22 protein-coding genes are annotated in these 23254 nt (G+C 36.1%); 7 read left to right on the top strand and 15 right to left on the bottom strand.

Going from position 1 to position 23254, the window contains the following annotated elements; genetic code table 11:
• Positions 1 to 2 precede the first annotated feature (2 nt).
• Both RUH95_RS05780 and RUH95_RS05785 read right to left on the bottom strand, forming a co-directional pair.
• Positions 3 to 1109 (bottom strand): D-alanine--D-alanine ligase, encoded by a 1107-nt coding sequence (locus RUH95_RS05780; RefSeq protein ID WP_313891888.1) that lies wholly within the window; start codon positions 1107 to 1109, stop codon positions 3 to 5.
• 196 nt (positions 1110 to 1305) lie between these two features.
• Positions 1306 to 2046 carry a hypothetical protein gene (locus tag RUH95_RS05785; RefSeq protein ID WP_313891889.1) on the bottom strand — a complete coding sequence of 247 codons (741 nt, stop codon included), beginning with the start codon at positions 2044 to 2046 and terminating at the stop codon, positions 1306 to 1308.
• Between the two features lie 154 nt (positions 2047 to 2200).
• On the opposite strand from RUH95_RS05785, the gene RUH95_RS05790 reads away from it, so the two are divergent.
• Positions 2201 to 3388: an FtsW/RodA/SpoVE family cell cycle protein gene (locus RUH95_RS05790; protein ID WP_313891890.1), complete on the top strand. Its 1188-nt coding sequence runs from the start codon at positions 2201 to 2203 to the stop codon at positions 3386 to 3388.
• 279 nt (positions 3389 to 3667) lie between these two features.
• Here RUH95_RS05790 and RUH95_RS05795 read toward each other — a convergent pair whose 3' ends face one another.
• Entirely contained in the window at positions 3668 to 3808 is a 141-nt protein-coding gene (locus RUH95_RS05795; RefSeq protein ID WP_313891891.1) for an Lmo0850 family protein, read from the bottom strand.
• A gap of 189 nt (positions 3809 to 3997) precedes the next feature.
• On the opposite strand from RUH95_RS05795, the gene RUH95_RS05800 reads away from it, so the two are divergent.
• Positions 3998 to 4411, top strand: coding sequence for a CBS domain-containing protein (locus RUH95_RS05800; protein ID WP_313891892.1), 414 nt, complete (start codon positions 3998 to 4000; stop codon positions 4409 to 4411).
• 142 nt (positions 4412 to 4553) lie between these two features.
• Positions 4554 to 5720 (top strand): MFS transporter, encoded by a 1167-nt coding sequence (locus RUH95_RS05805; RefSeq protein ID WP_313891893.1) that lies wholly within the window; start codon positions 4554 to 4556, stop codon positions 5718 to 5720.
• Positions 5721 to 5762: 42 nt separating this feature from the next.
• On the opposite strand, the gene RUH95_RS05810 is transcribed toward RUH95_RS05805, so the two are convergent.
• A complete protein-coding gene (locus RUH95_RS05810; RefSeq protein WP_313891894.1) occupies positions 5763 to 7067 on the bottom strand; it encodes an MFS transporter in 1305 nt (434 codons plus the stop codon).
• Positions 7068 to 7180: 113 nt separating this feature from the next.
• Here RUH95_RS05810 and RUH95_RS05815 point away from each other — a divergent pair, with 113 nt between their 5' ends.
• Positions 7181 to 8401: a helix-turn-helix domain-containing protein gene (locus RUH95_RS05815; protein WP_313891895.1), complete on the top strand. Its 1221-nt coding sequence runs from the start codon at positions 7181 to 7183 to the stop codon at positions 8399 to 8401.
• A 15-nt stretch (positions 8402 to 8416) separates the two neighbouring features.
• Here the strand turns inward: RUH95_RS05815 and RUH95_RS05820 are convergent, their stop codons facing one another.
• Together RUH95_RS05820 and RUH95_RS05825 are read right to left on the bottom strand one after the other, a co-directional pair.
• A complete protein-coding gene (locus RUH95_RS05820; protein WP_313891896.1) occupies positions 8417 to 9976 on the bottom strand; it encodes a GNAT family N-acetyltransferase in 1560 nt (519 codons plus the stop codon).
• A 141-nt stretch (positions 9977 to 10117) separates the two neighbouring features.
• Positions 10118 to 11509 (bottom strand): L-cystine transporter, encoded by a 1392-nt coding sequence (locus tag RUH95_RS05825; protein WP_313891897.1) that lies wholly within the window; start codon positions 11507 to 11509, stop codon positions 10118 to 10120.
• Between the two features lie 148 nt (positions 11510 to 11657).
• Between RUH95_RS05825 and cls the strand changes: the two genes are divergently transcribed.
• On the top strand, positions 11658 to 13109 hold the full coding sequence (gene cls, locus RUH95_RS05830; RefSeq protein ID WP_313891898.1) for a cardiolipin synthase: 1452 nt from the start codon (positions 11658 to 11660) through the stop codon (positions 13107 to 13109).
• 662 nt (positions 13110 to 13771) lie between these two features.
• Here the strand turns inward: cls and RUH95_RS05835 are convergent.
• The 4 genes from RUH95_RS05835 to RUH95_RS05850 all read right to left on the bottom strand — a co-directional run bounded on the left by RUH95_RS05835 (position 13772) and on the right by RUH95_RS05850 (position 16631).
• Positions 13772 to 14611, bottom strand: a complete 840-nt coding sequence (locus RUH95_RS05835) for a M15 family metallopeptidase (protein WP_313891899.1) — start codon at positions 14609 to 14611, stop codon at positions 13772 to 13774.
• Between the two features lie 109 nt (positions 14612 to 14720).
• Positions 14721 to 14966, bottom strand: coding sequence for a hypothetical protein (locus RUH95_RS05840; protein WP_313891900.1), 246 nt, complete (start codon positions 14964 to 14966; stop codon positions 14721 to 14723).
• 58 nt (positions 14967 to 15024) lie between these two features.
• A complete protein-coding gene (gene yidC / locus RUH95_RS05845) occupies positions 15025 to 15822 on the bottom strand; it encodes a membrane protein insertase YidC (protein WP_313891901.1) in 798 nt (265 codons plus the stop codon).
• Positions 15823 to 15914: 92 nt separating this feature from the next.
• Positions 15915 to 16631, bottom strand: a complete 717-nt coding sequence (locus RUH95_RS05850; RefSeq protein WP_313891902.1) for a helix-turn-helix domain-containing protein — start codon at positions 16629 to 16631, stop codon at positions 15915 to 15917.
• Between the two features lie 407 nt (positions 16632 to 17038).
• Here RUH95_RS05850 and RUH95_RS05855 point away from each other — a divergent pair, with 407 nt between their 5' ends.
• Positions 17039 to 18175 (top strand): MFS transporter, encoded by a 1137-nt coding sequence (locus RUH95_RS05855; protein WP_313891903.1) that lies wholly within the window; start codon positions 17039 to 17041, stop codon positions 18173 to 18175.
• Between the two features lie 500 nt (positions 18176 to 18675).
• On the opposite strand, the gene RUH95_RS05860 is transcribed toward RUH95_RS05855, so the two are convergent.
• Both RUH95_RS05860 and RUH95_RS05865 read right to left on the bottom strand, forming a co-directional pair.
• Positions 18676 to 18960, bottom strand: coding sequence for a hypothetical protein (locus tag RUH95_RS05860; protein ID WP_313891904.1), 285 nt, complete (start codon positions 18958 to 18960; stop codon positions 18676 to 18678).
• 31 nt (positions 18961 to 18991) lie between these two features.
• The gene (locus RUH95_RS05865) at positions 18992 to 19441 is read right to left on the bottom strand and encodes a GNAT family N-acetyltransferase (RefSeq protein ID WP_313891905.1); all 450 of its coding nucleotides are present in this window, start codon (positions 19439 to 19441) and stop codon (positions 18992 to 18994) included.
• Between the two features lie 130 nt (positions 19442 to 19571).
• On the opposite strand from RUH95_RS05865, the gene RUH95_RS05870 reads away from it, so the two are divergent.
• Positions 19572 to 20063 (top strand): GNAT family N-acetyltransferase, encoded by a 492-nt coding sequence (locus tag RUH95_RS05870; RefSeq protein WP_313891906.1) that lies wholly within the window; start codon positions 19572 to 19574, stop codon positions 20061 to 20063.
• Between the two features lie 23 nt (positions 20064 to 20086).
• On the opposite strand, the gene RUH95_RS05875 is transcribed toward RUH95_RS05870, so the two are convergent.
• The 3 genes from RUH95_RS05875 to RUH95_RS05885 form a co-directional block, all read right to left on the bottom strand.
• On the bottom strand, positions 20087 to 20557 hold the full coding sequence (locus tag RUH95_RS05875) for a DUF4064 domain-containing protein (RefSeq protein WP_313891907.1): 471 nt from the start codon (positions 20555 to 20557) through the stop codon (positions 20087 to 20089).
• 955 nt (positions 20558 to 21512) lie between these two features.
• Positions 21513 to 21794, bottom strand: a complete 282-nt coding sequence (locus tag RUH95_RS05880) for a GNAT family N-acetyltransferase (RefSeq protein WP_313891908.1) — start codon at positions 21792 to 21794, stop codon at positions 21513 to 21515.
• A gap of 33 nt (positions 21795 to 21827) precedes the next feature.
• On the bottom strand, positions 21828 to 22796 hold the full coding sequence (locus RUH95_RS05885) for a ring-cleaving dioxygenase (RefSeq protein ID WP_313891909.1): 969 nt from the start codon (positions 22794 to 22796) through the stop codon (positions 21828 to 21830).
• Between the last annotated feature and the right edge of the window lie 458 nt (positions 22797 to 23254).

Raw genomic sequence — 23254 nt, forward strand, 5'->3', positions numbered from 1 at the left:
ACTCACTCTCCATCCTTTGAGTGATCAAGCTGTTGTTTTTCTTCAAAGCGCTCAATTGCAAGGTCGATTAATTCTTCTATCAAGCTAGAATAAGACAATCCCGATTCGATCCACAGTTTTGGATACATACTAATCGGCGTGAAACCAGGCATTGTATTTACTTCATTGATCACAACTTCTTCCTCTTCTGTAATGAAGAAGTCTGCACGAACAAGCCCTGAACAATCCAATACTTTAAATGCACGAATCGCCGCATCTTCTATCTTCTTATATAACTCATCCGAAACTTCTGCCGGAATTGCATAATTCGTTGTACCGTCTTTATATTTCGCATCGTAATCATAGAAATCTTTTGTTGGTAAAACTTCACCTACAACCGAGCATCTAGGATTGTCATTACCAAGAACACTCATTTCTATCTCACGAGCAACAATCCCTTGCTCCACAATAATTTTTCTGTCATATTTAAAAGCAAATTCTATTGCCTTTAATAGCTCATCTCTATTTCCAGCTTTCGTTATTCCAACACTTGAACCTAAGTTCGCAGGCTTCACAAATAAAGGCCATTTCAAGCTTTTTTCCATTCGCTGAAGAAGTTCTGCTTGGTTATTTTTCCACTCATTGCGAATGAAATGTACATAAGGAACTTGAGATAATCCCGCTTGAGCAAATAATTGCTTCATCACGACTTTATCCATCCCAGCTGCGGATGCAAGTACACCATTTCCAACGTAAGGTAAATTCAATACTTCCAATAAACCTTGAACCGTTCCATCTTCTCCATTTGGTCCATGAAGTAAAGGGAAAATAACATCCAAGTTCGTATCTACTTTTTTCTCTACAATAGCCGCATTTGCTGTTTCTGCTGGTAAAAAACTCGTAATATTATTCGGCTTGTTCACACCTTCTCCAAACTGAAGCATCTCTACTGATTCAGCCGCACCGATTAAAGCATTTCCTTTTCGCCATTCCCCTTTTTTCGTGATGAAAATTGGATATACTTCATATTTATTAAAATCTATCGCTCGTGATACTGCCCTTGCAGTCAATAAAGACACTTCATGTTCTGCTGATTTCCCACCATATAATAAACCTAATTTGATTTTCATTAATATATAACCTCCACGTTTTGGATAGTAATAGTTTATCACGGACAGCACAATTAAATGAATAATTTATCATGTTCCCCGGTAAATATAGCATATGCTATTTCGTTTGGAATCGCCTTTATTGTTCAACCAACTATTTTAGCACAAATAATAAACGCCTTTGCACTGAAACAATGCAAAAGCGTTCGATATTTTATTAAATTTCAATTAATAAATCTGGTTCTTTTTCTAAATGTAGCTTTAAATCATCTAATACTTCATCCGGAAATATGTTTTCAGGTAAGCTTCTAATTTCAATGCCGTAATTTATTTTGTTCATTTTAAATAAAGACATGAGCACACCGTCTTCGTAATAATCAATATACGTTTCTACTTTATCCGCAGATATTTCAGGTAAAATGACGTTATTCTTTTTTCTCCAAAATGTTGTTGATTTGGTTTTTTCACTTATTTGTTGATTGAATATACTAGCCAACAAACTATTTAAATCTTCGATATCTCGAAAATACACTTTGGTAATCCTTTCCCCTTCATCTGTTAAATAAACAAACCTATTTTGTAGATGATAAAAAAATGGAGAACGGAATGTTTCTTTTTTATGTGCTATATATAATAGCTCCGCCTGCTCTTGTGGCGACAGCATATTTAGTTTGCGTTCATCCGTAAAATCCATCAGGCAAATTGCCGTCGGTCTTTCCGAGTAGTCTTTCAAAAAATGAGTGTACTGCTCTTGCACAATAAACTCTAACTGAGTGTGCATATTAAAAGAGGAGTCTTCATATTGATGCTTAAGTAACAAAAGAGCTGGCATGTCCGAGAAATACCTAATAAATTGTTGAACAGATAGTCCACTAAATAATGCAAAATGCTCTACTTCATTTACATGTACATATAAATGCGTTAAATATTCTTCGATTTCTTTCTCTTTCTTTGCCACTAAATTCACTCCTTTATCCTGTCTATTATAATAGCATAATTTTTCCAATGAAACATCTATATTTCTACTATCGTCACTTATAACTGCACTGCAAAAATCAATCGTTTAGAGTATAATGAAAAAATGAAATTAGAAAGAAATATGGGTGATGCTTATGGAAAACAAAAAAGGCTTTGCCGATCGCTTTGATTGGACACTTGCTTTTATTATATTATTATTTTTGATTATTAGCTTGCTTGCGATTTCTTCTGCGCAAACCACTGGTCAGTACGCACATATTAACTTCGTTCCAAAGCAACTTTTTTGGTATATAGTTGGTGCAGTTATTATTTCGATCACGATGTTTTTTGAGCCAGAGCAATATAAAAAAATGTCTTGGTTTATTTATGGAACAGGTATATTTTTACTGTTACTCCTCTTTATTCTTCCGGAATCATTGGATTTAGTAGAAAAAAGAAATAACGCAAAAAGTTGGTTTCATTTACCGGGAATAGGAAGTATTCAACCTGCAGAATTCATGAAAACCTTTTTCATTTTGGGACTTGCTAGATTAATCACGAAGCATCATGAAAAGAATCCGATGAAGTCATTGAAAACTGATTTTATTTTACTCGTAAAAATTGGTGTTACATTACTTGTACCATTATTTTTCATACTAGAGCAGCCCGACCTTGGAACTGCGTTAGTATTTTTGGCCATTACAGCTGCATTAGTCATTGTTGCCGGGATCACATGGAAAATTATTCTCCCACTTTTTTTAGGTATTGTATCCATCGGAGCTTTACTTCTATGGATGGCACTTTATATGCAAGATTTTTTACAGGAAAAGTTTGGTTTATTGCCTTACCAATTCGCTCGAATCTACTCTTGGCTCGACCCGTATTCTTATGCATCCAATGAAGGAATGCATTTAATCTCTTCGTTAAATGCAATTGGTTCTGGAGAGATTTTTGGCAAGGGCTATGGAGCTCGAGTAGTGTATGTTCCTGAAAATCATACAGATTTTATCTTTGCAGTTATTGGGGAAGAATATGGTTTTTTTGGAACAAGTATTGTCGTTAGTCTTTTCTTCTTACTTATTTATCATTTAACGAAAATAACACTTCAGTTAAAAGATGCATATAGCACGTATGTATGTGCTGGAATTATTGCCATGATTACATTCCATGTGTTTGAAAATATTGGAATGACGATTCAATTACTTCCTATTACAGGTATTCCTCTACCATTTATAAGCTATGGAGGAAGTTCACTCATGGGCAATATGCTTGCCATCGGTTTAGTATTTAGTATGAAATTCCACCATAAAACGTATATGTTCGCTAAAAAAGAAGAGGATTAATAATAAATGCGTAAGCGCCTATCTCTGCCCCGAAAGGCAAATGGGAAAAAGCGAGGAGGCAGCTCCTCAGCCACCACAGCTATGTTTATTGCGACGAGTAAACGCAGGAGCAAGGTCTTTCTGCGACGAGTAAACGCAGGAGCACCTTTTCACATTTGACCCCAAAGGGCTAGGCGCTGAAGCTAGACAATTACTAAGTGTGAAAGTTTATACTTTCTTATAAGTGAAAAAAAGGGTGACCCAGAAGTTCGTTATACGAATTTTCCGAGTCACCTTTTTTTAGTTTTGCACGTGAGGACTTTGTGCTGGCGGTGGTGCTAGCGCTTTAAGCATGTCAAGTCGCGATTTTGTCATTGTAACAGTAACACCTAGCTTTGCAAGATTACTCACAATTTTCTTTAAATCTACTTCCTTTGCCATTCTTTCCACCTCGTCCTTCCCTTATTTATTACGTTCTATTTTTAAAAAAGTTTCTTAAATTCAAATTAATTTATTTTTTCCTTATCATATCACTTTTTAATTCGCTTGAATTTTTCATTTTCATTACATATTATGCTCTTTTGTAAACCAAGCTACATATATTCGAAAGCTAAAAAAGGAGCGAGTTCATTGAATGTAAAGGATGTAATGAGTAAAGACGTTGCGACATGTCATCCGCAGGATTATGTGAGTGAAGTTGCCGATCAAATGCGAACACTTGATATAGGGTGCTTACCTGTCATTTCTGAAAAAAAGCTTGTCGGCATGATAACGGATCGTGATATCGTTACGAGATCTGTTGCCAAAAACGTGAAAAGTAAAGTAGAAGATGTTATGACAAAGTCCATTATTTCTGTTTCACCAGATGACTCAACAGCAGAAGCTTCCATTGTCATGGCAAGAAATCAAGTACGTAGACTTCCCGTAATTGAACAAGGTAAGCTTGTTGGTTTTGTTTCATTAGCAGATTTGGCATTCCCCTTTCCGCATGTGCAAGAAGTTTCTAACGCTTTAGAAAGCATATCCGAACCAAGGCATTATTAAACATACAAATGGGTAAAAAATCAAATGTGCTTCTGCGTATTTGATTTTTTTCTTTCATACATATCCCTCGATTCAAGCGTGTCAAACTGAAATGAAACGTGTAATATAGAGAGTAGAAGATTTGCAGAAAGCAGGTTTATATATGAAAAAGACTATTTTTATATTAATGTCCATTCAGTTTCTAGTTTATCTCGGTTTCGGGATAATAATTCCTGTTTTACCAGAAGTTATTTTGGAACAGAATTACAATGAAATTCATGTTGGTGGATTATTGACCATTTACGCACTTGCATCGTTTTTCACGGCTCCACTTTGGGGTATGCTGTCCGATCGTACTGGTCGAAAAACACTTATTTTAGTTGGGTTAGTTGGATTTAGTTTAAGCTTTTGGCTGTTTTCTTTATTTTTCGATTCACTATTCATGCTCTATTTATCTCGAGTAGTTGGTGGGGTATTCTCTGGTGCACTTTATGCTGCAGTAACTGGATTTGCAGCTGATTTATCAGATGAAGAAAATCGCAATAAGTATATGGGATTCTTGGGAATGTCGATTGGGTTAGGTTTTATTTTCGGACCTGCAATCGGTGGTGTACTTGGGCATGTTAGCTTATCACTTCCATTCACCGTTTCAGCTGTATTATTACTCGCAATTTTCGTTTATGCTGCAATTATTTTAAAAGAACCAGAACGTTCAGGTGAAGCGAATAAACGAGCACTTTTACCAAAAGGTGCGGCAAGTCTTTGGTCGTATCGCATCAAATATTTGTTCCTGTTTTCATTTATGGTGACATTTTTACTTGCTGGTTTAGAAGCAACATTCCAGCTATTTCAAATAGAAAAAGTGAATATTACACCGTTGCAAATAGGCTATCTATTCATGTTTAGTGGGTTTGTCGACGCGGCAATTCAAGGCGGTGTCGTAAGAAGGATTAAAAATGGTACGGAAACAACATGGCTATTATACGCACAAATTGCCACTGCTGTTGGTTTATTCATGACTGTGTTCACGAGTAGTATTTTCTGGGCTGGGTTGTCACTATGTGTGTTTACAGCCGGTAATGCACTTGCTAGAACAACAATCGTTTCTCTTACTTCGAAAGAATCAGGCGGACGTTATGGCACAGCGGCAGGTATGGCTTATTCAATGGATAATTTAGGGCGCATTATTGGTCCATTATTATATGCATGGTTGTTCACGAAGCAGCCAGATAATATTTATGTATTATCTAGTGTGCTTGCAGTTCTTTCCATTGGATTGATCTTCGCATTCCGTAAATCGCCGAAGTCACTGAAAGACATTCAATCATAAGAAAAGGCCAAGGAGATAAAATATTCTCTTTGGCCTTTTATTTTATTCATTTGTCGAAACTGCCACAGATGCCTCTACTCTTTTTTTCTTTAACTCAGGATGCGCCACATGAATAACAGATGGTCTCAAAAGTACTAAGACAACTACGATTAATAACAAGCCAGACACCATGAGAATGCCTTCTGCAGGTAAAACATCATAAAGAAAACCAAACAATACCATCCCTAAAGGCATAAGTGCCATTGCAAAAGTTTCCATAATTGAAAATACACGACCTTTATAGTCATCTTCTATCATTTTTTGCATCTCGACTTGCAATGGTGTATTTGTAATAATAAGAGAGGCTCCAAAAACGAACATAAGTAAGATATAGAAGCCTGTAGTCACGACGCCTGACATACTAACTACCAACGGCAAAGCAACTGCTCCCATCAAAATTCCTAGCACAACGATACTCCATTTAGAAACAAAGAAAGGATACTTCAATTCTTTACGTGCAGAGAAGTAAATAGACATTAACAACATTCCTATTGCGAATGCACCTTCTGTAAATCCAAAATGCTGTGGATCCATTTTTAATTTTTCAATTAATATAAACGAATATCCTACTTGAAATGCACCGAATAGAAAATTGATAAAAAGGGAAATGACAATCACGACTTTTAATATTGGCTGTTTCATCAAATAAGTAAAACCAGCTTTCATACTTTGAAGCATTGGTTCTTTTTCTTCCCCTTCTACTACTTCTTTTCGTTTAGCAAATAAATTAAAATTCATCGTGGATTCCAAAATCACAGCAATAATTGATGCTACCAAATACATAACAAGAAATACAGGCATTGATACCGCACCGTATAAAAGTCCTCCAACTGCTGGACTTCCGATTGCCGCAAATGAGATGGATATTTGGTTCAATGACATTGCTCTTTGAATTCTCGCTTCATCTACTAACCCCGTAATAGAAGAAGTAAAAGCAACTCCTGAAAATAAAGATGTTAACGATAAAATGACCGTTGTAGTATAAATCGCTACTAATGATAAATCTGCCGCTAAACTAACAATCAGTAAGCCTCCTATTGCTAAGGACGTTGCAATCTGCGCAACAATGACGATCATTTTTCTCGAATACCTATCTACAGCATATCCTGCGAACGGTGCTGCCAAAGTTCTCGGTAAAATACTGCAAATTAGATTAAGTGCAAAACTTGAAGCAGATCCAGTTTGCTGCAAAATATAAAAACTAATTGCAAATGCATACACTTGTGCCCCAAAATTCGAAACCAACTTACTAATTGTAAAAGTCCATAAGTGATACGTAGCTCTTTTTAACTTCAACATTTCGTCCATTCTCATTTCCCCTTTTAAAAAGTTTAATTTAATTAAACAAATAATATCACAACACGTCTTCCATTTCAACAAAAAGTTTAATATAATTAAACTATTATGAAGAGGTGATAAATATGCCCACACTAGGCGATCGAATTCGCAAGCTACGAAAGCAGCAAAAAATGACACTTGAAGTACTTGCCGGGACAGAACTAACGAAAGGCATGCTTAGTCTAATAGAAAATAATAAAGCGAATCCATCCATGGACAGTTTAAATTATATTGCAGAACGATTGAATGTAGACGTAACCGAGCTACTAGAAGAAGTAAGTACGCAAGAATTAAGGGAAGTACTAGATAAAGCAGAGTTGCTTTCTAATACAAAGTATGAAGATTTAACAGATAAACACAAACAAATAATTGACCTAATAGAACCTTATGTTCCAAAGCTCACACAAGGCTATGAAGCTGCTCGTTTACTCGAAATATATGGACGACATCTTGAATCAGAAGAGATATTAAAACAAGTGGCAACGATGTATGAACAATTAAACTTAATCGCAAAGCGCGCAGAAATAGGGACACTTTTTGCACTCATCCCATTTACGAAACGCAATTATCAAGAAGCACTAGACATACTCCTCGCTGAGCGTGCACAACTCGAAAAGAATCCATTATGGATTGATCCTCTCACAAGGTTAGACTACGACTATTTTGAAGCTGTTTTCTATTTTGCAGTAGGAAAATACGAAGATGCAATACGTGCTATGGAAAAAGCCATTCAGTACTCAACCAAGCATAAAATATTTAAACAAGTAGATAATTTATATAGATTGGCCGCTGGACAAGCAATGATCGTCCAAAATGAAGAGAAAAGACAGCATTATTTAAACAAACTTCGTGCTTATTGCGAGTTTGCAGACGATTTAGATTCAAAAACCTTTATCCTGTTTAGTGAAATACATTGCTTAAACTCATTCAAAAAAATGTATAAAGAAGCAGATCTTTTATATAGCACATCTCCTCTTAAAGTTGATGCAAAGAAAAAAATATTTACTCCCTACTTTCTTCTAGAAAGAGGAAAAACATTATTTGGATTAAATCGATTCGAGGGAGCAATTGAAAAACTCGCAACCCTAGTGATTCCTGAATATACGCACCATCCATTCGACCTATCCATGTTTTATGAAAAAGACGCCTATCTGGCATTATGCTATTTAGCACTCGATCAAAAAGAAAAAGCAATTGAATCGATAGAAAAAGCTGTAGAAAATATTACTCAAATGCCAGACACACCATACAAAACATTTATTTTTGAAGTTAATGAAAAAGTACAAAGGGCCAATATCACTTAGATATAGCCCTTTTTTTCATACATGATATATTCGGTAATTATCGAACCAAGCCATAAACTTAGCCCACGCATCCTCAAAGTCGGGTTGAATACATGAAATTTGCAATAATCCCTTCTCGATTAAATAATCACTTCTGAAATGCAAGTCAAAGCCTGACATACGTGCATCTTCCGCTAAATAAGGATGTTCCTCCTCTATCCATGTGAAAATCATTGGATAATTGGAGTCAGTAAATAGCTGTATTCGATGATTTTTTACTTCTTCTTCGATAAACTTCATACGACTATATAAAAGATCGTATCTAGCCCCATCGTCATAAGCCATTAATGCGTTCTCTAAACTATGGACAAATTGGGTAGGCATTGTAAAAGGAATCCCGTGATTAGCCATCAAACCGATATCTAAATATGCTGGAATGTTTTCACTCATCATTATTTCCGTATTGGAAAAAACAAATGCTAAACCACTCATTGTACCGATAGCTTTCCCACTTACTCCAGTAGCTAAATAAACACCATCCATTTGAAAAGGCAAGGCTCCAAAAGAACTGACGCAATCTGTACAAAGCGACACACTATATTTCTTACATATTTCCACTAACTGCTCTAATTCATTTAACATACCTGTCGACGTTTCTCCGTGCGTCATAAGTAACCAACTATAGTTCCCAGTAGCAAGTTGCTTTTCAATCAAAGCCAAGTCAAAAGACGTTCCCCACTCATAGGCTTGCACATCATATGCGAGCTGCCATCTTTTCGCCTGTTTTTCTATACGTTCTCCAAAGGCTCCATTTGTCAACACGAGCCCTTTTTCATCTATTACTTTCAACTGCGCAATCATCGCCTCATTCGCAAGTGTTCCGCTCCCAACTAATAGATGGACATGCTTCGCTCCACTCATCGCTAATAGCTTTTTCTTTACTCTCTCTAACATCACCTTAAATTCATAAGAACGATGCGAAATAGGCTTTTCCAAAAATGCCCCCTGAATATTTTCCGATTGTGTAACAGGCCCTGGATAAAAGGAATAGCGTTTTTGCTTAAAACGAGCCGCAACTGAATTATCGAATCGCTCTCTCGTTAGTACCATCGGAACAAAAAGAGCATCTCCCGTCCCAACTGTTTCTGCAAACGGCTCGAAACCTAATTGATTATATAATTTTTGCTCACGAACAGTACCAGAAATAACCGCTGCACCGTATCCATTTTCATAAGCATAGTCTGAAAGAGCACGAGCTAAGTAATAAAACACTCGTCCGTTTCGATGCTTTTTATCGACTGCTAGCAATCGCACTTCACATAACTGCCCTTGCAATGCATCTTCCGGCAGAAGATTTTCCACTGGTCCAAGCTTTTGATCTAATGAAAAAGGTCGAATCGCACGGAATGCAACCATCCCAGCTAATTCTTGATCCTTTAATACGATGACATATACATTCTCATGGTGAAAAGCATCCACTCGCATGCCACTTGGGTCAGATTCATGTTGGGGAATCTCTTCCACAAATGTTTCGTAATTTAGTTTCGCAATTGCTTCAAATTCTTTTTCTGTACGCGCAACTTTACACCAATACATTCTCATCTTCCCCTCTGCTTCATTTTTTCTCCCTAAGTATCTTTCTATCATTATACTTAAGTACGTTCAAGCAGCATATAAAGTTTCCCAATAACAAGAAAAAAGCTGCCCCATAGTAGGACAGCTTTTATTATTTTAAAATTATGCCTCCACTGATTGTGTTGCAAGTGGCGCATCATATACATCTCTGTCTAGATCGCCTGTCACTTTTGCAGTTACAACACCAGCAGTCATCGAGCCACTTACATTTACCGCAGTTCTACCCATATCGATTAATGGCTCTACAGAAACAAGTAACCCAGCTAAAGCTACTGGTAAATTCAATGCAGAAAGAACAAGGATAGCAGCAAACGTAGCTCCGCCGCCAACTCCTGCAACTCCGAAAGAACTAACTGCCACGACTGCAACAACCGTAAGGATAAACATTGGATCAAGCGGATTAATCCCTTGAGATGGCGCAATCATAAAAGCTAGCATTGCCGGATATATACCAGCACATCCGTTTTGTCCAATTGATAAACCAAATGAACCTGAAAAATTTGCAATACCTTCTGAAACGCCCAACTTATTTGTTTGCGTATTAATATTAATAGGTAAAGTACCTGCACTTGAACGAGAAGTAAAAGCAAATATTAATGGCTCTGCTGCTTTTTTCACATATGTTATCGGATTTAAACCAGAAAGTGTAATGATCAATAAATGAATGGCAAACATTACTGCTAATGCAACATAAGATGCCATCACAAATTTCCCTAGATTAAATATTGCTGCAAAATCAGATGTAGCAACTGTTCTTGCCATAATAGCCAAAATTCCGTATGGAGTTAAACGAAGAACAATTTTTACAACACTCATAATAAGCGCATAAATTGCATCGATTCCTCTTTTAATCGTAGCTGCATTCTCTTGATCTTTACGCGCCACAGCCAAATATCCAAAGCCTAAAAACGCTGCGAATATTACAACTCCAATTGTAGATGTTGAACGGGCTCCAGTGAAATCTAAAAATGGATTCGCTGGCAATAAATCAAGAATTTGCTGTGGAAGTGCTTTGTCCGCCACTTCCGCTGAACGTCCTTCTATATATTCCGCACGAGCAGACTCTGCATCCCCTTGGATAATTTGATCTGCATCTAAATCAAATATAGCCGCCGACCCAATTCCCACTACTGCTGCAATTGCTGTTGTACCGATTAAAATACTTAAAATAATTGCAGCCATTTTCCCAAAGTTTTTACCGATAGTCACCTTCGTAAATGCTCCTAGAATGGAAATAAACACTAGTGGCATAACTATCATTTGAAGCAGTTTAATATATCCAGTTCCGATCAAGTTAAACCACTGAATCGAATCCGCTAAAACCTCAGACTTTGTGCCATAAATAAAGTGTAATGCTAATCCTAAAGCAATACCCAGTCCTAAAGCAGTAAATACACGCTTAGAAAAAGACACATGCTTTTTCTGCATCCATATTAATAAACCAACTAACAGTAACAAAGCTGCAATATTAAGAACAATATAAAATAAATCCATATTGATAAACCTCCAATTTATTATGATTACCAAATAATAATACTTTTATTCCGATAGGTCAAGTAGGTTTTATTATTTCTTATTATTGTTTTCTACTTTCTCTTACATAAATCAGCTATACTGAATATATTCCTTAGGAGGTGAAACGATGATTAGTTTCATTAGTTTAATCGTATCTGGTGTAATTATTCTAAATATCCCCCTTGCAATTACAATTATATTTCTAGAACGCAGAGATGCTTCTTCTACTTGGGCTTGGATCATGATTTTGTTCTTTATACCTATTTTAGGTTTCGGACTGTATTTATTATTTGGTAGAAAACTACGCAAAAAACATCTATTTCGTTGGGAAGGTAAAAACAAAGTCGGCATAGATAATCTCATTGAATTTCAAATGGAGGCAATTGAAGATGACTCATTCGATTTTCGTTTAGACGATGCAAGTCATTACAAAGAGTTAATCATTATGCATTTGCACAATAATCACGCTGTGTTAACACAGGACAATAAAGTCGATATTTTCGCCGATGGACGAGAAAAATTTGATGCACTTTTACATGATTTAGAAAATGCAAAGAATCATATCCACATTCAATATTATATTTTCAAGCTAGACAATCTTGGAAAAAGCATTTATGACGTGCTGCTCGCAAAAGCTAAACAAGGTGTAGAAGTACGTGTTTTATATGATGCAATGGGTTCTCGCTCTCTAAGAAAAAGACATTTTAAAGAGTTAATTGAGCTAGGTGGACAAGTGGAAGTTTTTTTCCCTTCTATCTTTCCGTTAATTAACCCTCGGATGAATTATCGTAATCACCGAAAAATTGTCGTTATTGATGGACGAATTGGATATATTGGTGGTTTTAATGTAGGAGACGAGTATCTCGGCTTAAATAAGAGATTCGGTTACTGGCGAGATACGCACTTACGAATAGAAGGTAGTTCTGTTCATCCACTTCAAACTCGTTTTATTCTCGATTGGAATCAAGCTTCCGCCAACCAGGATATCGAGTATTCAGATTCTTATTTCCCAGCTATTCCGATGAAGGGCACTGTTGGACTACAAATTGTTTCAAGTGGACCTGACTCTGATTGGGAACAAATTAAAAATGGCTATTTAAAGCTTATTATGATGGCTAAAAAGTATATTTATATTCAAACACCGTATTTTATACCGGATGCTAGTTTCATGGATACGCTACGAATCGCTTGTTTGTCTGGTATTGATGTTCGTATTATGATTCCTAATAAACCAGATCATATTTTCGTTTATTGGGCAACGTATTCGTATGTTGGAGAGTTGCTCGAGGCCGGTGCTAAAATATATATTTATGAGAATGGTTTCTTGCATACGAAAATGATAGTTATAGATGACGAAGCTTCAACTGTTGGTACTGCAAATATTGATGTGCGAAGCTTTAAGTTGAATTTTGAAGTAAATGCTTTTATTTATGATCGAGAAACTTCGCACGAATTAGCTGAGCTTTTCGAAGCAGATATGCAACTTTCTACAGAATTAACGCGAGAGCTATACGAACAAAGATCTTTAAAGATTAAATTCAAAGAATCACTAGCAAGGCTCATTTCACCGATTTTATAAGAAAAACATCTTCATGGCGCAGTTCCTGGCTATCTTCTGGCTTCACATTAGGCTATACGATGAACGCGAAAATTTTAAAAGCTTGTTGGAAGTGGCTGCGCCGCTTTCAACAAGCTTTTTCGTCGGTCATCATATGGCGAATGTTTGCCTTCCGCTCGCTAGAAACTTCCGTGCTAAGTTGTTAAATACTTTTGGCAATAGGAGGAGCAAGCGCATTCTATATACTTTGAAGGTCGCCAAAGATACAATTTTGGCGACTCTTTGTATCTTCTTAGAAAGAGACACTTCTACATTTGGACATAAAATGGAGAAGTTGACGACATATTTACTTACTCCGAAAATTGTCGGTCTATTTCTAACTAGAAGTGTTGATTAACTTTTTCTCTTCCTCTTACATGAAAGTGCGTAAATAGTAAGAGCATGAATACACTCCCATAAGTAAGATGGATGTAGTGAAAAGCGGCAACACCAGTGGGAACTGCGATGTTTTCTGCGACGAGGAGATTGAAGCCGCGCCCGCGGAACGAATCACTTGTAACGAAATCCACTCCATTCATTCCTGTACTCTCTCCATATACCCCTTAAACCCTGTTTTCATGAAACATCTTTATATACTTTCTTATTCTTTTAAAAAAACTGCGTTCCTTGTCGGAACGCAGTTTTTATATATTCAAATACTCTTCAAGCGTTGTTTCTGCTTCAAATATTTTAGTTGCCAAGTCTACCCCAACATAACGAAAATGCCATGGCTCATAAATATATCCAGTAATCTTCTCTTTATCTTTTGGAAAACGCATAATGAATCCGTATTTATGTGCATTCGCCGCGATCCATTTACCAGCTTCAGTTTCACCAAAACTTTCCCTAGCAAAATGTTGCTCAAAAAGTTTTTCTCCGATATCAAACGATAGACCCGTTTGATGTTCAGAATACCCTGGTCGTGCACTGTATCTATCCGCAGCTTCTTGACCATCATTATTAACGTATTTTTCATACAGCTGTCTTTGATAATCGAAAGATCGATATGTACTAAAAGCAACTAGCTCAAAATCAGACAATCTTGCTTCTGCTGCCATATTTTCAAATGCTTCTCTAGCTTCTTTACTCTCTCCAGGTGCGTATGTAGATGGCAATGGATACTTTTTACTTGCGATTAATACCTCTTGAACGTATGTCGGTTCTTCTGGTAACACTTCATTTCCTTCATAACCTTTCGCACCAGACATATCAATTTCAGGTTGTTCTACAACTGGTGTCTCTTCTTTAACCGGTTTAGTTTCTTCTACAACAGTATCCTTGGATGGCTTTTCTGGAGCATCTGTGTTAGGTGCTTTTGTTTCTGTTTGAATGCCTAACGCAGCAATACTCTTATCAATATCCCATCCATTCAAACCTACCCACAAAATGACTGCTCCAATTATTACACCAACAACAGATCCTGAAACAATATATGGCCACTTCTTCTGTTTTTTCTTTTTGTATAAGCTTTGTCTCGATTGCATAGTCTTCCTTCTTTCCAATTACGATAAGTTTATTTTAACATTTTTTCATGAACTATAACGTTAAACTATGAAAAAAACGCAACATCTAAAAGAAGATGCATGCGTTTTTTTAAAAGAACATAATTCCTAACACAATGAAAAATAGCACGGCAAACACAATTGACATACTTCTCATCCATTTAGCTTCGCGGACAAACCCTTTTTCCTTAAAACTAATTGAACGATACCCATTGCTTAAAGCAAAAATCGCAGTCATGAGCAAAATACCAATATTAAAATTACCTAAAATAATAAACACTAAGGAAGCGATACTTACCGACGCGATTGTAATTCCGAAAATCCAACTTTTCTTCATCTTAAACACCTCTTATGAAAAAAACGAAGCTATAAAAAGCTCCGCTTAAATACATTTTTTACTTTTTTTCTACTTCTTTTACTTCTTCTACTTCTTCTATTTCTACTTTTTCTGGATGATTTGAATAAAATTTACGTCCTAAATATGTTTGGAATATTAACAAAGCTCCACCAACTGTCCAATAAAGTGGCAATGCTGCCATTGAACTGAACGAGATAAACATAATCATAATCGGAGAAATGTAAATCATCATTTTCATTTGTTGCTTTTGTTGCTCTGGTACTGTCCACAAAGAAACTTTTGCTTGAATGAAATAAACTGCACCAGCAATAAGTGTCATTGCAATATCAGAAGAACCTAAGTTAAACCATAAAAACGGATGAGCTTTTATCTCATCAGAATGCAAAATAGCAAAGTATAATCCCATTACTATTGGCATTTGAATAAGCATTGGTAAACATCCCATATTCAACGGATTTACTTGATGCTTACGATACAATCCCATCATTTCTTGCTGTAGTGCCATTTGTTCTTCTTTTGATTTTGAAGCTTTGATTTTCTTTTGAATCTCATCCATTTCAGGCTTCATTTTGTCCATTTTCAACTTCATGCCTTGTTGATTTTTATAATTCTTAAGCATTAAAGGCATTAAAATTAGACGAATTAAAACCGTAATCGCAATAATAGCAAGTCCATAACTACCATTGAACATTTCACCAAAGAAATGAATTAAAAACTCAAAAGGACGAACAAAAATATTGTAAAAAGTACCTTCTTTATTTTCCACTCCAGCACATCCACTCAAGAAAACAGCAGCGAACACTAGAATAGAAAGTAAACTAATCTTCTTTTTCAATTCATTCACCTTCATTTATCAAACTATAAAGAGTATACCTTACTAGGAAGCTATTTATCAAATTTAAATTGAAGTATCCATTTGCGAACTAATTACTTTTCTTTCGGAAAATTATATTTGAAATTAGGGTGTTCGTAATGATCTCTGAACTGCTTTGGAGTAACCCCTGCATATTTTTTGAATATACGTGTGAAATAGCTTTGATTGCAAAAATGAAAAGCATTAGAAATTTCAGAAATACCTTTATTCGTATTTCTTAAAAAGTACTGACATTCCTCTACCTTACGAATATTCAAATACTCCACTAATGTAACTCCTGTGTGCTCACGGAAAATGCGTGATAAGTGGCTTGTACTAATATTAAAATAATTAGCAACGTCTTCAACAGTTAAATTAGACTCAATTTTATCATTTATATGTAGAATAACTTTGTTTACTGTCTGATGACCAAAAGATGGTTTTTTTCTTTCTGTAATAATCATCACTAAAAATTCTATTAGTTCGTCCCCACATTGCAAAAATTGAGCATCATTCATTTTTGTCTCAATTACTTCCAGGCTAGCATTATTAAACGCTCTAACTTTATCTGCTGGCACTTGGCTTTCATATAACTTTCTTGCCATTATAGCTGATAATTGAATGTAATAATATTTTACGGAGATAATCATATCCTTACCGGAACGTGCAATTATTAACTCAATTATTTCCCTTAAAATCGCTTTGGCATTATCTAATTCAAATGAGTACATTTCGAGGAATAACTTTTTTTCTAACTCTAGAAACTCATCCAGTCCCTCAACTGATTTCATTGAATTTATTTCTTTCACGTAAGCTTTTGTAAAATAATCTAAAAACATCTTATCTGAGCGTAGCATAGAAACCTCATCTTTCTCTTTAAAAGTATTTCTTTTGATTTTTGAACATCTAAACGACATCCTGAACTAGTTTATACTATATTCTATTGAAATAACAATAATTTGATTAGATATTTCATTTTCTTTTAAAATCTAACAATTCAAAATAATTCTTCGGTCCCCCTTTTCTACTTCGAACTAATCCTTTTATCTCATATTTTTATTAATATGCTAAAGCTTCCAAAATGAAAAGCAATCCGTTTTTAATTTTATACTTTTAACCTTTCAGAATCAAATATGCGAAAAAAGAACGATTAAGTGCTAAACTAGAATAGAACTATATGTGGAAATGAGGAATTTTCTTGCGTTTGTTTGTATATATAATTATCTTTTTTTCTTTCTTTGATTTATTTACGCAACTACCTATTATGAGTCCTTTTGCAGAATCATTAGGTGCTACACCGTTTTTAACTGGCTTAGTCGTAGGAATGTATTCTTTTTCTAATACAATCGGGAATATTATTTCTGGATTTTTAACTGATAAAAAAGGTCCTTTTTATATATTAATATTTGGTTTATTTGCCAGTGGCATATCATTATTTTTATATCAGCTAGTAAGCGAACCAATGGGACTTTTATTCATACGATTTGTGCACGGATTAGTTGCTGGGTTCATCGTTCCTGCGGCGTTCACTTATTCTGCTAACCAAACTGCACAAGAAAAACGTGGCAAAGGGGTTGCCTTGTCAGGTGCATTTGTTGGACTAGCTGCAATCATTGGACCTGCTATGAGCGGAATCGTCGCTAGTAAAAAAAGCGAGGTTTTTGTTTTAGGAATTACTGGAACTATTATGCTTATACTAAGCGTACTTTCTATTTTTCTATTACGTTCAATAGCTATTAAGAAAAAAGAAGAGGCAAAGACAGTTACAAGTAATGTAACGATTCGTGATTTCTTTAAGCGAAGCGGTTTAGTAAAAGCTTTTGCAGGAGCATTTTTCTTAATGTTTTCTCAAGGTGTTTTAGCTTATATGCTTCCGTTAAAAGTAATTCATCTTGGATTTGATTCAAAAGTTAGTGGGCTGCTCTTAAGTACTTTTGGTTTGGTTGCGATTCTTGTGTTTATTTTGCCTACTAATCGGATTTTCGACCGCGTTAATCCCGTTAAAACACTTGCTTTAGGAATGACTTTAATGGGGATAAGTATGCTGTTGCTCGGTCAAACGGAAACTTTACAGATCATGTATGTATGGATGGGTCTATATGGAATAGGCTTTGCCTTTTTATTCCCTTCGATCAATTCGTTGTTAATTGATTCTACAGAATCTTCCTATCGCGGCAAAGCATACGGTTATTTTTATGCATTTTTCTCGATAGGTGTTGTTGTAGGCTCTAGTGTAACTGGATTGCTTGAATTAACTGCAAATGGCGGATTCCTTTTAACTGGTGTCGTATTACTTATCACTGCTGCATTATCTATTTTTATTAATAAACGATAAATGAAACTATTAAAGGGATTGGGAGAGTGGATTTCGGGTACAAGCGGACGCGTTCGGTGGGCACGGCTTCAGCCGCTCCCCTCGCTACGCTCAGTCCAGGGTCTTCAGCTCGCGTTTTTCCCACTCGAGTCGCCGCTTTCCATTACATCCATCCTACTTATGGGAGTGTATTCATGCTCTTTCTATTTACGCTCTTTCATGTAAGAGGAAGAGAAAAAATTCATCAACACTTCTCCACCTTATGTTCTAATGTAGAAATGTCGCTTTGTAAAAGCCTACAAAGAGTCGCCAAAAGCATTTAACCACTTGGTACTGAAGTTTCTGGCGAGCGGAAGGCGTACATTTGCCATACGATGACCGAAAAAAGCTTGTTGGAAGAGGTGCAGACACTTCCAACAAGCTTTTAAAATTTTATCGTTCATCGCATTGCCCAATGGGAAGCCTGAAGCCAGCCGGAAACTGCTTCGCTAAGTAAAAGACCGTGCATCGTTTTTTGTATTCTATTCCGCTTTCTTGCCTTTGTCTTGAATTTCCTCGTTATAATATTGCACACTCGTTAATGCGCCTTCTTCTACCATATTATTATCTCCCGCATTATATGGATCTGGATGACCAGTAGTTGTGAAATCTGAACGATTATGTTTTTGAGCTTCCATATACGAATTCACTTTCGTCTTTGTATTATTAAATGCTACAATTGCTTTATCACGATTTTCTTTTTTACTAAAGTATGCGTAAGTACCTGCCGCAAGCCCTGCTAATAATAATGATTTACTTTTTCTCATCGTCATTACCTCCTATTTTATATCTTAATTATTACTTACCCTTATTCCGAACCATGTATACATGAGGTATTCCATCTTCATCAAATTCGTCGGAAATAGTAATAAAACCAACTGATGCATAAAACTTTTGTAAATGACTTTGTGCACAAATTTTAATCGTTTCCACTTGCCATTCATTTTCTGCTGTTTCTATTGCCTTTTCCATCAGTTCCTTTGCAAGTCCTGTACCCCGCGCTTTTGATTTCACAATAACTCTTCCAATCGCACAGGCATCATACATTGCTCCTGGCGGAAATATTCTACTGTACGCAAGCACTTCTTCGTTTTCTATATACATTAAATGTAGCGCCTCTTGGTCAGATCCATCTATTTCTGGATAAGGACAGTTTTGTTCTACAATAAAAACATCTACACGCAGTTTTAACACCTCATATAAACGGTTTACATCAAATTCTTCAAATTTAAGCAATTTCCAATTCATCAGGACATATCCACCTTTTTTTCATAAGAAAATAAACACTTTCTCACACTTTTCTTTTATTATCACACAATACTAGAAGAAAGATAATATTTTTGATATGATAGCAAAAAGAATCTCGAGGTGAATTCAAATGATTAGGGCGATAACATTACAAGATATAGCAGCTGTTCAACAAATCGCATCGATCAGTTGGAACGACACATATAAAGATATTATTCCTGAAAATATACGACAGCTTTTTTTAGAAAAGGCTTATTCCAAAACGATGTTGGCAAAACGTATCGAAAAAACAATTTTCTTATTGGCAGAATACGAAGGCAAACCAGTCGGATTTGCTAATTTTACATACGTAGATGAGGATGGAGATGCAGAGCTAACTGCTATCTATGTATTACCTACATACCAAAAAATCGGCTACGGTCAAAAATTACTTCAAGCAGGCTTACATGAAATCCGTCAAGGACATCAATTGTTTGTCTATGTCGAAAGTGAAAATAATGATGCACGTATTTTTTATGAAAAATTCGGATTTGAATGCTTAGAAGAATTCGATGAACATTTTGAAGGGCATCCGCTATCTACAGCTAAATATGTTTATTTATTGAAAACACCGACTTACTAAACATAGTAGTCGGTGTTTTTTTATTACATTGTTTGTTCCGGTGCGTAATACTCTTGTTCAGCAAATTTCACTGGTGGCTTACGAACGAAACACATAATTGCCGCAATATACAATAAAATCGAAGTTAACGATAAAATCCCAGCAAATAATCCAGCTGCAATGAACATAATTCCTGCAAGTTTAGGATTTTTATTTTTTACAACTGCTACAATTCCGATGATATTTAAGATTAAGCTAATGACTAAAGCTACAACAAATCCCCATCCTAATACGATAAATATATCTGTAAACGCATTAACACCTTCCATAACTAGTTCCATATCTTGACCTATTAACTGTGGATCATTCATTATTCCTTGTTCAATTTCAGATATTAATAGCTCGTCTTGAAATGCTGCATTTCCTCCAATTACAAATAAAGACATTAAAATAATTGCAGAAATTGTAAAAACAGAACTAATAACACCTAAAACTATTTCTCCTGTACGAGACATATATATTCCTCCTAAAAATAAAGTATTACATTATATGTACGAAAATGGTCTATAAAAGTTTCGTATAATTTCACGCATGTTGATTATCCATTTTATTCAATTTTTTATTTTTGTTCGTTTTCTACATAAAGTGAGTCTCAGTAGAGAGTTTCCGCTGGGATTTACGCTGCAGGGAGGACGCTTTCCGTGGGGCGGGCGGTGAGCCTCCTCGGTCGCTAGCGCCCTGTGGGGTCTCACCTGTCCCGCTTAATCCCACTGGAGTCGCCTCCCTTTCGCTTCAATCCACTAGAGCTGGCTACTTAGTTAGAATGGTGGAGCCATTTCTTTAAAAGAGAGAGCAAATAAATGCATTTCCAACTAAACCCTCCATTTTTCCAACTAAGTAGAGGGAAGCTAGATGAAAGTGTAAAAGCATTGAGAAGAGGCAAATTCTTCGTCACTTATTATAGATAAGCTCAAATCTCCATGAATAATAACCTATATAAAAAGCGAAACACTTGTTGCCTTAGCGCGTCGGGCCGCATGAGCCGAAGTATGAGACCCACTTGGGCGCAGCACAAGTTGGCTCATGCAAGGTGCGGCAAGCGCGGAGGCATAGTGGCTATTCATTAAGACGCACTTTATGTAAAGTACGAATGAGAGCGTAATGCAAGTCGAAAATGAGTGTTTTATTATTAAGGGGTATTAGTTTTATTCCATCACCAAAATTTCCAAAAAAAGTAGGATGATCAACAGACATGGTATAGTTTTTCTCTCTATTACATATACTAGCGATAACCTGTTTGGAGAGGATGATTAGTTTGGAGAAAAAAATAGTATTTAGCCAATCAGATTTCATGTATACGTTAGTAGGTGCATCTATATTAACCGCTATTCTCGCTTTGTTTATCCAGCTATAACGACAATACGATAAAAGGCAATCCACTCGATTCGAAGCGGATTGCCTTTTATATGTTTAAGCCTTTACGTCATCATATTCCGTTGATTTATTGAAAGCAGCAACAACGTATGAACAAACAGCGTCTATTTTCAACTCATTTTGGCGAGCATATGAAGCCGCTTTGTCTAATAATTTCTTAGCAATGCCTTGCCCTCTTAATGTATCTGAAACATACGTATGATCTAGCACCATTATGTCCCCTAGTAATGTCCAAGTAATTTCGCCTAATTTTTCACCATTTTGTTGATATTGATAGGCAAATACATCATCGCCAAGCTCTTTGTATTGAAAATCCATTGTTCACCACTCCTTTTCTGAATTTTAACATATTTATTTATTAATTGACAACGGACGCAACTCTGCTTCAATTCGAGCTCTCTTCGGCTCCAGAAATGGTGGTAAAGCTATTGTTTCACCTAGTGATTCCATCGGTTCATCCGAATCAAAACCAGGTTCGTCTGTTGCTAATTCGTATAATATTCCATTTGGCTCTCTAAAATAAATCGATTTAAAGTAGTAACGGTCTACTAAACCAGATGTCATGAAACCTTGAGACCTTAATAATTGTTCCCATTTTGGGTAATCTTCCATGTTTGGAACTCTGAACGCTACATGATGCACGCTACCACGTCCAGGACGCTCCATTGGTAAATCGCTGCGCGTTTCAATATGGACTTCTCCAGCTGGTCCGCCCGCTCCTGTAGTGAACACAAGTATATCCGGCATTCCTGCAACATCAGATGGATAAGAACCTGCGTGTGTAAATCCTAAAACTTCTGTCAGCACTCTTTCTGTTGAAGTAGCATTTCTAACAGTCAGTTTCACTGGTCCTAAACCAACGATTGCATGATCCGCAGAAATCTCTTCTTTTACCCATGCTTCTCCGTACGGAATTCCTTTTCCATCATCCACAACGAGCATTAATCGTGACCCTTCGAAATCTTCAAAGTACAATGTTTGTCGTCCGTATTTTTCCATGATTTCATGGTGTGGTACTTCGTGTTTTGTGAATCTTTCTTTCCAAAATTGAAGTGCTTGTTCACTTTTCACTCGGAATGCAGTGTTACTAATACTAGATACACCTGGTTGCGTTTTTCCTGCGTTCGGTATATCGAAGTATGTCATATCTGTTCCTGGTGTTCCAACTGCATCTGCGTAAAATAAATGATAAGAAGATGTATTGTCTTGATTGACGCTTTTTTTCACTAATCGCATTCCTAATATTCTTGTAAAAAAGTCATGATTTTTGTCTGCATCAGCCGTGATTGCAGATACATGGTGAATTCCAGCTAGTTTCATCATTATTCCTCCAGTTTATATCTCGAATTCGAGATATATTAATTAAATCCATAATAACAAATATATTTTGGGTTTGCAAATGGAAAGAGATGATTGGAAAAGTGCATGTGTCCTTTAGATGAGCGAAGTTTCCGGATCGCTCTAGGCTTCTCATTAGGCTATACGATGAACGGGGAAATTTTTTAAAGAGTGTTGGAAGCGGCTATGCCACTTCCAACACTCTTTTTATTCGGTCATGTATGGCAAATGTTCGACTTCCGCTCGCAAGAAAATTTAGTGCCAAGTAGTAAAATACTTTTGGCAATAGAAGAAGCAAGTGGCATTCTATATCATTTAAAACCGCCCAAGATGCAATTTTGGCGGTTCTTATAGGTTTTTAGAAAGAATACTTGCTGCTTATTTTAAAAAAATCGAGAACTCAGTACTTCGTAAAAACACTAGATTAGAAAGAACATGAT

The sequence above is a fragment of the Psychrobacillus sp. genome (assembly GCF_032154225.1).
GTDB lineage: Bacteria > Bacillota > Bacilli > Bacillales_A > Planococcaceae > Psychrobacillus.